The 11,595-nt window shown below is 36.8% G+C and carries 10 protein-coding genes; 5 read left to right on the top strand and 5 right to left on the bottom strand.

Features of this window, described 5'->3' with window-relative positions:
* Positions 1–96: 96 nt before the first annotated feature.
* Positions 97–1,284 carry a redoxin domain-containing protein gene (locus tag ACQUQZ_RS23225; RefSeq protein ID WP_435357506.1) on the top strand — a complete coding sequence of 396 codons (1,188 nt, stop codon included), beginning with the start codon at positions 97–99 and terminating at the stop codon, positions 1,282–1,284.
* A gap of 232 nt (positions 1,285–1,516) precedes the next feature.
* A complete protein-coding gene (lpdA, locus tag ACQUQZ_RS23220; protein ID WP_435357505.1) occupies positions 1,517–2,908 on the top strand; it encodes a dihydrolipoyl dehydrogenase in 1,392 nt (463 codons plus the stop codon).
* Between the two features lie 59 nt (positions 2,909–2,967).
* On the opposite strand, the gene ACQUQZ_RS23215 is transcribed toward lpdA, so the two are convergent.
* The 3 genes from ACQUQZ_RS23215 to ACQUQZ_RS23205 all read right to left on the bottom strand — a co-directional run bounded on the left by ACQUQZ_RS23215 (position 2,968) and on the right by ACQUQZ_RS23205 (position 5,430).
* Positions 2,968–3,546, bottom strand: a complete 579-nt coding sequence (locus ACQUQZ_RS23215) for an NUMOD4 domain-containing protein (RefSeq protein ID WP_435357504.1) — start codon at positions 3,544–3,546, stop codon at positions 2,968–2,970.
* A gap of 109 nt (positions 3,547–3,655) precedes the next feature.
* On the bottom strand, positions 3,656–4,555 hold the full coding sequence (locus ACQUQZ_RS23210) for an MBL fold metallo-hydrolase (RefSeq protein ID WP_435357503.1): 900 nt from the start codon (positions 4,553–4,555) through the stop codon (positions 3,656–3,658).
* 62 nt (positions 4,556–4,617) lie between these two features.
* On the bottom strand, positions 4,618–5,430 hold the full coding sequence (locus tag ACQUQZ_RS23205) for an MBL fold metallo-hydrolase (protein WP_435357502.1): 813 nt from the start codon (positions 5,428–5,430) through the stop codon (positions 4,618–4,620).
* A 292-nt stretch (positions 5,431–5,722) separates the two neighbouring features.
* On the opposite strand from ACQUQZ_RS23205, the gene ACQUQZ_RS23200 reads away from it, so the two are divergent.
* On the top strand, positions 5,723–6,925 hold the full coding sequence (locus ACQUQZ_RS23200; RefSeq protein ID WP_435357501.1) for a pyridoxal phosphate-dependent aminotransferase: 1,203 nt from the start codon (positions 5,723–5,725) through the stop codon (positions 6,923–6,925).
* A gap of 80 nt (positions 6,926–7,005) precedes the next feature.
* Here ACQUQZ_RS23200 and ACQUQZ_RS23195 read toward each other — a convergent pair whose 3' ends face one another.
* On the bottom strand, positions 7,006–7,584 hold the full coding sequence (locus tag ACQUQZ_RS23195; protein ID WP_435357500.1) for a GNAT family N-acetyltransferase: 579 nt from the start codon (positions 7,582–7,584) through the stop codon (positions 7,006–7,008).
* A gap of 74 nt (positions 7,585–7,658) precedes the next feature.
* Between ACQUQZ_RS23195 and ACQUQZ_RS23190 the strand changes: the two genes are divergently transcribed.
* Together ACQUQZ_RS23190 and ACQUQZ_RS23185 are read left to right on the top strand one after the other, a co-directional pair.
* Positions 7,659–8,852 (top strand): lactonase family protein, encoded by a 1,194-nt coding sequence (locus ACQUQZ_RS23190; RefSeq protein WP_435357499.1) that lies wholly within the window; start codon positions 7,659–7,661, stop codon positions 8,850–8,852.
* 56 nt (positions 8,853–8,908) lie between these two features.
* A complete protein-coding gene (locus ACQUQZ_RS23185) occupies positions 8,909–9,379 on the top strand; it encodes a c-type cytochrome (RefSeq protein ID WP_435357498.1) in 471 nt (156 codons plus the stop codon).
* Between the two features lie 40 nt (positions 9,380–9,419).
* Here the strand turns inward: ACQUQZ_RS23185 and ACQUQZ_RS23180 are convergent, their stop codons facing one another.
* Positions 9,420–11,525 (bottom strand): TonB-dependent receptor, encoded by a 2,106-nt coding sequence (locus tag ACQUQZ_RS23180; RefSeq protein ID WP_435357497.1) that lies wholly within the window; start codon positions 11,523–11,525, stop codon positions 9,420–9,422.
* Between the last annotated feature and the right edge of the window lie 70 nt (positions 11,526–11,595).

The raw sequence follows: 11,595 nt of genomic DNA, 5'->3' as shown, positions 1-11,595 counted from the left end.
TCAAGAAAATGACCTCTTTTTGAAGTATAAAGACAAATAATAAAATCACCATTTTTAAAGCTAATAGCTAACCGCTAAAAGCTAACCGCAAATTTTATGAAACGTATAATGATTGCTATATGCTTGATGACTATTGGTTTAGCTTGCCAATCGCAACCACAGCAGACAGCCGTGGCATCGACAGGTGCAGAAAGTACCTACAATATATCGGGAAAGATAAAAAGTTCGATCAGTGGTAAAGTTTACTTTGAACGAATGAACGATCGTAATATTCCCATGCGATTGGATTCGGTTGCCATTTCGCCCGATATGACTTTTGCTTTCAAAGGCAAAATCGCAGAGCCAGGCATTTATCAACTCAACATTGCCAATCAACAAGTCATTGGTTTGATTTTGGACGGCGGAGAAACCCTCAATATTACAGCAGATGGTGTGAGTACGCCCGACAAAGCAGCAACTTTTTCTGTGGAAGGGTCACCAATGATGGCAAAATTCAACCAAGTTGTTGCCGAATCTCAGAAGTTTCGTCAAATACAAACAGATTTACAAAATCAATTTGATGCGGCAACTCAGAAAAAAGACGAGAAGAAAAGGAAAGATATTCAAATGACCTATCAAGCCTCAGAAGAAAAGTACTATGCTTCCATTAAGCCTATTATTGCTGAATTAGGAACCTCACTTTCGGGTTTGATAGCTATTAATAATTTCCTAAATCCTGAAAGAGACTTTGAAATTTTTGCTAAAACAGCCAAACAATTAGAAGCTGAAGGTAAAAATCATTTCTTTGCAAAATTATTTGTGCAAGACGTAAAACGTAGAAGTGCTGGAGCAGTAGGAGCAGATGCACCTGATTTTTCTTTGGTTGATTTAGATGGGAAAAGCGTAAAACTTTCAGAACTTCGTGGAAAAGTTGTTGTGCTTGATTTTTGGGCAACTTGGTGTGGTCCATGTATCATGTCTTTCCCAGGTATGAAATTATCAATGGACAAATATAAAAATAATCCAAATGTAAAGTTTTTGTTTGTAAATACTTACGAAAGAGTAGATGTAAGCCAATGGACACAAACAGTGAAAACTTTTGTAAAACAAAGAGGTTTTGATACTTTTCCTGTGATTATGGACATCGGTGGTGAAGTAGCAGGAAACTATGGTGTAAATGGAATTCCTGCCAAATTTTGTATAGACAAAGAAGGAAAAATCAAATTTAAAAGTACAGGTTATCTTGGTTCAAGCGATGCAATCGTAAAAGAAATGAGCCATTGGGTAGATGAAGCCAGTAAGTAATTATTATTTTATTTTTGTTGAAAATCCTGAAAGGTTAAATAAAACCTTTCAGGATTTTTTTTGAATAGACAAAACTAAGATTGAGCAAATGTTGTTTCTTAGAAAAATACTACAATACTTCGGTGAATTGATAAATAAAAGCTCACAATCTTACAAATCTGATAAATCGTTTTAATCGTGCCATATTTTGTCTAATTTTGCACCGAAGTTTACAATTAACAAGAAACATTTTATGGCACAATACGACGTTGTTATACTTGGAAGTGGTCCTGGCGGTTATGTAGCCGCTATTCGTGCATCACAATTAGGCTTAAAAACAGCCATCATTGAAAAAGAAAGCTTAGGTGGTATTTGCCTTAACTGGGGCTGTATTCCTACCAAAGCTTTATTGAAATCTGCTCAAGTATTTGAATACATCAAGCATGCCAAAGATTACGGAATCGAAGTAGGCGAGTCACATGCCAACTTTGAGGCAGTTATCAAGCGTTCGCGTGGTGTTGCTGAAGGTATGAGCAAAGGTGTAACTTTCTTGATGAAGAAAAATAAAATTGACGTAATCTTCGGTTATGGCAAAGTAAAAGCAGGCAAAAAAGTAGAGGTAACTGATGCAGAAGGCAAGAAAAGCGAAGTAGAAGGAAAGCATATCATCATTGCAACAGGTGCAAGAGCAAGACAACTACCAAACGTACCGATAGACGGAGAAAAAGTAATAGAATACCGCAAAGCGATGAGCCTTGCTAAGCAACCGGCATCAATGTTGGTGATGGGTTCTGGAGCAATCGGTGTTGAGTTTGCGTATGTATATGCAAGCATGGGTACGAAAGTGACCATCGTAGAATTTATGCCAAATATCGTTCCTGTTGAAGACGAAGATATTTCTAAAGAATTGGCCAAGATTTATAAGAAATTGGGTATCGAAATTTACACAAGTTCAAGTGTAGAAAAAGTTGATATTTCGGGAAGTGGCTGTGTTTCGACTGTAAAAACACCAACGGGTGAAATAAAAATAGAAACAGATGTAGTGCTTTCTGCAGCAGGAATCGTAGCAAATATCGAAAATATCGGATTAGAAGATGTTGGTATTGCTACTGATAGAGGTAAAATATTAGTCAATGGTTTTTCAGAAACAAATATTCCAGGATATTATGCCATCGGTGACGTAACACCAGGACAAGCATTGGCTCACGTAGCTTCTGCCGAAGGAATTATTTGCGTAGAAAAAATTGCTGGACATCATCCACAACCATTGGATTACAAAAATATTCCAGGTTGTACTTATTGTTCACCAGAAATCGCTTCGGTAGGTTATACTGAAAAAGCAGCCAAAGAAGCTGGGTATGAAATAAAAGTAGGTAAATTTCCATTCTCGGCATCGGGCAAAGCCAAAGCTGGTGGTGTACCAGAAGGTTTCGTAAAAGTAATTTTTGATGCTAAATATGGCGAGTGGTTAGGTTGTCACATGATTGGAAATAACGTAACTGAAATGATTGCCGAGGCAGTAGTGGCTCGTAAATTAGAAACTACAGGTATGGAAATTATCAAGTCGGTACACCCACACCCAACTATGTCAGAAGCTATCATGGAAGCGGCCGCTGCTGCTTATGGTGAAGTAATACATTTATAAAAATATAGCTTCTTAAAAAATCAAAAGGCTTTCTCATCGAGAAAGCCTTTTGATTTTTCTTAATCTTCAACTTTTACATATCCCCAATTTTCTCCCGAACGAATACGATTGAGCTGAGTATGTGTAATACCAAATTGTTTTGCAATCATCTTTAGACGGGTATTATCTTTTTGAAGCATTTTTTTGATTAGCCGTACTTTTGTTTCGGTCAATTTATAATTTTTAGTTCGCTTCGGAATAGGTTTATTTATTACCGCAGGATTTTCACGATTATGAATAACCATTTCATCTTTTGTTACCCATTTTAAGTTTTCAAAATGATTACTCATTTTATCAAAGTCAAGATGAATAACAAATTTATGGTCAGGACTTGGTTTAGGAACAAAAGTTTCAGCGACTAATTTATGAACGTAACGGTTAAAAGATTTTCCTTTGGGGAGTCGCACATTCAATGAACGATAACCCTGAATGACAGAACCTTTAATAATTTCTCCTTTTTCGGAGCTTTGCAGGCTTTTCAAACGGCCAAAGTTTGAAACTTCGTAGCGTGGAGGATTTTCAACTCCTTCTACATCAATGATAATTGGCACCCATTTTTCTGCCCAAAGAGCGGCTTTTTCGCTATTCAAAGCTATCATATCTACACGTATTTTATATCTTTACTAAGAATAACTCTTTGTTGCCAAAATTGTTTGCCACATATAACTATTTGCTAATCAAGATGTTATTTTTAGCATTTAATAAATCTTATATCCCCCCCAACTCTTCGTATGCAGCTTGTACACTTCGCACAATTCCATCACCTTTCATTTCCGTAACCCCCGGAATAGCAGCGATTTTCAAGATTTCGTCTTTAGATTTACCTGCCTTCATTTCACTTTCTACAAATACGAGTAATTTAGAAAGATAGTCTTGAAAAACTTTAATATCTTCTTTAGTACCAGTAATTTTTTCGGGGTCGAAAGCATGACCAAAAACAAACAGCGTTTCGTTGTCGAATGTCGCCAATGCTTTGTCTAAAACCGCAATCCAACTTTTGATGTTTGCACCAGCAGCTCTATCAACAAATGGATAGCGACGATTGAAAACCAAATCACCCGTATGTACAATATTGGCATGTTCAAAATGAATAAAACTATCGCCATTGGTATGTCCCGCTCCAAAATAATGAGCTTTGATGCTTTCTTTTCCTACTTTTTGTTTCCAAGTATCTGAAAAAGTAACATCTGGATAAAGCTGTTTATCTTCTGTTTTTTGCTTTTGTGCAGTAATTTGCTGGTTTTTCAATGAGTTTTCATGAGCAATAACATGTTCGACCAAACCTTTAAACGAAATATTTCCTCCTGAGTGGTCGCCGTGATGATGGGTATTGATGAGTAATTGAATTGGTTTTTCAGAAAGTTTTTTTAGTTCATCAATCAAGTGTTTTGACTGCTCAGGAAATTGTGAATCTACTACGGCAAATCCCTTTTTAGTATTTAAGTAGGCAATTGTACCGCCTCGTTCAGTAAAAACACTGACTCCACCACGAAGTTCACGCATTTTATACGGATTTTCGGCAAGTAAATTCGCTAATAGCTCTTTGCTTGAAAGAGTCAACGTACCAAGCGTTAATGCTGTCGTTTGAATAAAGTTTCTACGATTCATGTTTTTAGTTTTAGGATGGAACGATAAAGTTAACAGTATTTCATAAAAAATAAATATATGTATCAACATTTATTTATAGCTGCTTCTATCATATACGTAACAGAAACATCATTCGACAATAAAAGTTTTAATAAATTATTTTCACGTAACTTCATAGTCTCCATGATTTCTTTAGTAGATAGCCCTTTTTGGTGCAAAAACAGTGTTTTTCCACCAAAATCTTCAAAATATTGAAGTTTTTTTGCCAGCATCAATTTTCCATCTTTTAGGCGAGGATGGTGTCCACAGAATAGTACATCAAAATCAAAAGCCAATACCTTTTTAAAAGAATCAACTTGTTGCCAAAACTGCTCGCCTTTGCGAAAAACTTTGATTTTTACGCCTACATATAAATCACCAGAAAAAAGCCACCCGTGGTCTTTATCTAAAAAAACGGTGTGGTCATCGGCATGGCCAGGAGTAAAAATAGGTGTTAGCTTGTGATTCGTAGTTTCTATTAGGTCTTGAAAATCACCGATTTGTCCTTCAAATGGAGTGGTTTTTCCGAAAAGAAATTTTTCATACGGTAAAATGTCAAAGCCTGTACGAAGTTTTTCTTTAGTAAATGGATGTGCATATACTTTAGAATTGTGGAGCTGAGCCAGTTTGGTTGTATTACCTGAATGGTCTTCGTGCCAATGAGTAAGTAATATTTTCTCAATAGCTTTGTTTTGGAAGGTTGCTACAACTTTTTCTTGGCAATTGCTTTGAGCTGTATCAATCAAAACACGGTCTATCAAATAGCAATAGACACTTAGCCAAGGTTTACCAATGGGAGAATAACCGAAGCGGTACATATCAACATCAGCAAATTTTCGGTGTTTTCGGTATTGCATGGTAGGTATTGAATGGTGAATTTAATTTTAAATGTAAAAATAACGCATCTTTCTACAATTGTGATAAAATAATCATTGAAGAAACATTAGGCTGATTTTTTAGATTAGTTTTTTGATAAAACATTGAAAATCAATATTTTATCATAGACAAAATCTCAATTTATTTGCTCCGTATTGTCATTTATTTCAAAAAAGTGTGGTTTTTCAATTGGAAAGGAAGTAATTTTGCACCCGAATTTGAGCAATTTTACTCAATTCTTCAATTTAATTATCAATTTTACAAAAAAGTATCATGTCTGCATTAAATTTAGTCGCTGACAGAATCAATGCGTTGGAAGAATCTGCCACGCTTGGTATGTCGAAAAAGTCACGTGAATTAGCGGCACAGGGACACAAAGTAATCAATCTCTCAGTTGGAGAACCAGATTTCAAAACCCCAAAACACATTTGCGATGCTGCAAAAGCAGCAATTGACGCTGGTTTTCACCACTACACGCCCGTAGCAGGTATTCCTGAACTACGAAAGGCTATTGCAGACAAACTTAAACGTGAGAATAATATAGATTGGAAACCAGAAAATATTGTGGTTTCAACAGGAGCGAAACATTCTTTAGCAAATGTTATTTCGTGTTTGATTAACCCAGGTGATGAAGTAGCTATTTTATCTCCATATTGGGTGAGTTATTCAGAAATGGTGAAATTGGCCGAAGGGAAATCGGTAATTGTAGAAGGAAAATTTGAAAATGATTTCAAAGTGAAACCTGAGCAATTAGAAGCAGCAATCACAGACCGTACAAAAATTGTGATGTATGCTTCGCCAAATAATCCTACTGGTTCGATTTATAGCGAAGCTGAATTAAGAGCTTTGGCTGCGGTTATCGAAAAACACGAAAACGTATTTGTTTTGGCCGATGAAATTTATGAATATATCAACTTTACTGACGAAGGGCATTTCAGCATGGGTTCAATTCCAAGCATGAAAGACCGAGTAATCACAGTCAATGGTTTTGCAAAAGGTTTTGCTATGACTGGTTGGCGTTTGGGCTATATAGCCGCTGCCAAATGGATTGCTGATGCCGTAGAAAAATTACAAGGACAAGTAACGTCGGGAACAAACTCAATCGCTCAACGTGCGGCGGTTGTAGCTTGGGAAGATACTTCAGCTGCCGAAATGATGAAATTGGCGTATTTACGTCGTCGTAATTTGGTAGTTGGATTATTGAGAGAAATCTCAGGTTTCAAAGTAAATATGCCTGATGGAGCCTTCTACGCATTCCCTGATGTAAGTTATTACTTCGGAAAATCTGATGGAAACGTAACTATCAAAGATGCTGACCAATTGTGTATGTGGTTGTTGGAAACAGCACACGTAGCACTTGTGGGTGGAGGTTCATTTGGAGCTCCAAATTGCTTACGTCTTTCAACTGCTGCTTCTGATGAAGCTCTTACTGAAGCTGTTGCAAGAGTAAAAGCAGCTTTGGCGAATTTGAAATAATATTTTGGCAGTAGGCTGTATGCCATAAGCTTTACGCATTTAATTAGCATAAAGCTTATGGCATATTGCTTAAAGCAAATTTATTTTCTCCAATCCCAAACAACCACACGCCAAACTTCATTAAGGTTTTTATCTTCAAAATCTTTAACAGGAATAAATCCTACACGTGCGTGAGCTTTCAGCGAACGAGTATTATTGGTTGAGATATCAGTTACGCACATGTCAAATTTTGCAGATAATTCTTCTCGGAGTTTCTGATACATTCCATCAAAAAAGCCCATACTACGGTAGCCTTCACCTACGCAAACTTGCCCCATTACAACGTAATTAAAGTCTTTTAACGTTTGCCCATTGTAGTCAATCTCATCGATTGCCTCGAATAAGGTTTTTAATTCTGGCACATCGTTTCTGAATTGTGGCAGCATCGCCAAGCAATAAGCCACAACAGTATCGCCATTTTTTACGATTACGCTTGGTTGGGCATCATTCATGGCCTTTAGCACAGCATATTCATGCTCAACTGTCACAAATCCTTGACTTTGGATTTGCTCGGGTGTGAGGTTTTTCTTGAGGTTTTTTTGTTGAAGTGCTAAAATTCCTCTCACATCACCATCGCTTTGGACGGTTGTAATAATTGGTTTTATCGTTGATTCGTGCATAGTAAAGTTTGAAAGCCGCAATTAAGTAAAATTAATTATCTTTGAAAAAAATATTTAAACTACGCCAATTATTCATGAACTTCAAGAAAGCCTTGGCTGCCTTCTATTGCAGCCTATTACTTTTGCCACAAATCAGCAAATCTCAGTCAAAAGATGAACAATATTTAATTGTTGGAACTTATACTCGCCCCAATACAAAAAATCCGAGCGAAGGAATTTATGTCTATAAATTCAATACCAATACTGGCGAATTTAGTGCCATTAGTAAAGCCACAGGCATCAAAAATCCTTCGTTTTTAACAGTTTCTCCCGACCAAAAATTTGTTTATGCTGTCACCGAAACGAGCGATGGCTCGGTGACGGCTTTTAGTTTTGATAAAAAATCAGGCAATTTAACCAAACTCAATACGCAATCATCGGGCGGAGCAGACCCTTGCCACGTGACTATCGACAAAACGGGAAAATGGGTTTTAGTAGGAAATTATTCGGGAGGAAATTTATCGATTTTGCCAGTTGAGGCCGATGGTTCACTTGGAAAAGCAACACAAACCATCAATCATGAAGGTAAAGGCCCAAATGCTGGTCGTCAAGAAAAACCACACGTACATTCGGTAAATATTGCCCCTAATAATCGAGATACTTTTGTGCCAGATTTGGGCATTGATAAAATCATGACTTATAGTTTAGATACCAAAAACGGCAAACTTTTGAAGGGAAAACCAGCTTTTACGAAGGTAGCTGATGGTTCGGGACCACGCCATTTTACGATTCATCCAAACGGTAAATTTGCTTATGTGATTCAAGAATTAAGTAGCACTGTTACGGCTTTCAATTATGCTTCAGGAAAATTAGCACCTTTTCAGACAATCACGACCCTTGCCAAAGATTTTAAAGATAAAAACAAGAGTTTTTGTGCCGATATTCATATCTCGCCTGACGGAAAGTTTTTGTACGGCTCGAATCGTTTTGTAGATGCGGGCAATAAAAATGGCGTTTTTGCTTCTACAAATATGATTGATACCATAGTTATGTATAGCATTGACCAAAAAACTGGCAAACTGACCTACATTGGCAACGAACCAGTTTTAGGAAAAATACCTCGTAATTTTATGATTACGCCCAACGGAAAGTTTGTTTTGGTTGCCAACCAAGAAACAGATAATATCACGATTTTTAAAAGAGATGCCAAAACAGGAAAACTATCGCCAACTGGCAAGCAAATTGATGTTCCTGTGCCTGTTTGTTTGAAGATGGTTAATGTGAATTAATATTTTGTAAGACAAGTTTCTAACTTGTCTCGGAATAGAATAAAATTGCTGATAAAGTGAAAAAGCAGGACATAATCTCAATCTTAAAACATGTTTATAGCCTATTAGCTGTGATAATTCTGGTCGGCTTTTCGATTATATTCTGCCTTTTAAAAATAAAACAAGAACAAGATAAACTTTTAGGAGAAGTAGAGCCTGAATTTTGGTGTGGTACGTGTGCAACACAATTCTATGAAAGAGAAATTAATCCAGAGTTTTCAATAGGTGAGGAATTATTTAAAAATAATTGTGCACATTGCCACGCTGCCACAACAGAAATAGTGGTTGGTCCAGGTTTATCAGGTATTAGAAAAAGAAGAAGTTGGAAGTGGATTGTTAAGTTTACTCAAAACTCTCAAAAGTTTATAAAAACAAACAAAGAAGCTCGAAAACTTTATTTGCAATTTAATAGAACAGAAATGACTTCTTTTGAAAAATTTACAGAAAAAGATATTAAAGCAATATTTGATTATTGTGAAGGGAATTAATTTGTGTGACAAGTTAGAAACTTGTTCTACAAACATTTTTCTACAAAAACAAACTCAAACTTGCTCCAAACTGCCAATTTCTTGGTGCAGCGGTGTTGAAATAACGATTTCCTACGGCGTTGATGTCATTTCCGAGGCTATATACTTCGTTGAGTAGGTTATCGCCTGCAGTATAAATATTCAAGCCAATTCGCTCGAAATTTTTCCGATAACCAATTCTTGCATTCAATAATTTATAAGAATTGGCATAAGCCGAGTTGGCATCATTCAACGGAATTCGGTCGGTGAAATTAAGCGTTGAGTTGAGATAAAAACCCATTTTTGTTTGTAAATCTACACCCGAAACCCACACTTGGCGAGGTACACCCGTGAGTGCATTGCCTGATAAATCAGTTTTGAGTTGGAGGTAGTTTTTAAAACTATAATCATTGAAAGTATAGCTCGTAAAAACTCGTAATTCTTGAATAAATTCTTTGTCTATATGCTTGATAATCAATCCATTTAACAATAATTCAAGTCCGTTTTGGAGTGTGCTTCCTGCATTTGTAAAAATCTCTCTTCCTGCATTATCGGTGCGGCGAACAATGGTATTTTTTAGGCGAAATGAATAAGCAGTAATATCAAAATTAAGTCGTTTTTTCAGCAGATTTCCACGAGTACCAATTTCGTAGTTAATACCTTTTTCAGGAGCGAGAGAAGGAACGAAAGAGCTATTCTGATAACCACTGATATATTCCGTAACTGTTGGCGGAGAAAAACCACTGCTCACACTCGCAAAAACTGAGATTTTATCTTGTATTTTCTTCAAAAGGGCAATTCTTGGTAAAAATGCCGCAGGTAATAATTCAGAAATTGGTTTGATTTTCGGAGCGTCCGACAAGCGAGTAAAATCATATTTAAAGCGGTTATAGCTACCGCCAATCGTCAAAATGAAATTTTGAGGCAAGTCAGTTTCAAGTTGACCAAACAAGAAATAATTCCACGCCGCTACGTTATCGTTGGTTTGCAAAGTATCAATTACGCCCGCCTTATTGCCAAAATTACGAATCACCCAAGCCGATTTTTGGAGTTCACCGCCCACAGTTAAGCGATTTTTCAGATTTCCGACATCAAACGAATAATTCATTCGACTTCTTCCGCCAAAAGTTTGTTCATTGCGGATTTCATAATTCGTAATAAATGGATTTCGAAGTTCGGAAACCGTTCCGTAAATACTCGTTACGTTTGTCCATTGAGCATTCAAACGGTATTCTTGCGAAATTCCAATATTGAATAACTTCTGATAAATCCCAGCTTTTTGCTGAATCGAACTTGGCAAAGTTGCCGTTGCTAAACGTGCTTGGCTTGGGTCTTTTTCAAACTGTGCTTGATTCAATCCGCCTGGCGTTTGGTATTTAATGTCCGAATATAAAGTGCTGATATTTAATGTTTTACTGGACGAAACAAAATAACTCGAACGCCAACTTAAAACATCACGCACGGCCGCACTATTTTGTCGATAGCCATCAGTTTGGGCGTGGGCATAACTTAATACCGAATTGACTTTTTCGGAAGCTATATTCCACGAAAAATTTCTATTTTGCAAGCCATAACTGCCATAAGCTACCGATGTATTGATGTAATTTGTATGGCCTTTTCTGATATTATTTCCATCTGCTTTTGTGGAACCGAGTAGCACCACGCCACCCGTTCCTGCTCCGTAAATACTTCCTGCTGGGCCTTTAATTACTTCAATATTGCCGATAGTATTCATGTCGAGCGAGTTTAGAAAAGTATTTCCGTTGCCATCAGTCAGCGGAATATCATTCCAATAAACTTTTACATTGCGAACCCCAAAAGGCGAACGAAGCGAACTTCCACGAATCGCCAAACGATAACTCCCAGGCGAGCGTTCTTCCATGCGTACACCTGGCAAAGTATTGAAAACTGGCACGAGCGACGTATTTTCAAAACGTTGTATATCCTTGATAGTAAGCACATTAACCGATGCAGCCGTTTCGCTCAATTTGCGTTCGGTTTCAAAACCACGTACAACTATTTCATTAAGTTGTTTGGTAGAATCAATGCTTTGTTTTTGCTGAGAAAACACAGAAAAAGTGCTTAACAGGAATAAGCTTATTGTATAAAATAGTTTTTTATTAGGCATTTTTGAAAGATAGATAAATAGACTTGTAAAAGTAGTTTATTTTTTATTCCAAAACCAAAAAAGGAGTGGC

The organism is Emticicia sp. SJ17W-69 (assembly GCF_051209875.1).
GTDB lineage: Bacteria > Bacteroidota > Bacteroidia > Cytophagales > Spirosomataceae > Emticicia.
Note: the sequence above shows the minus strand (reverse complement) of the source record. Positions and strands in the feature narration are given on the sequence as shown.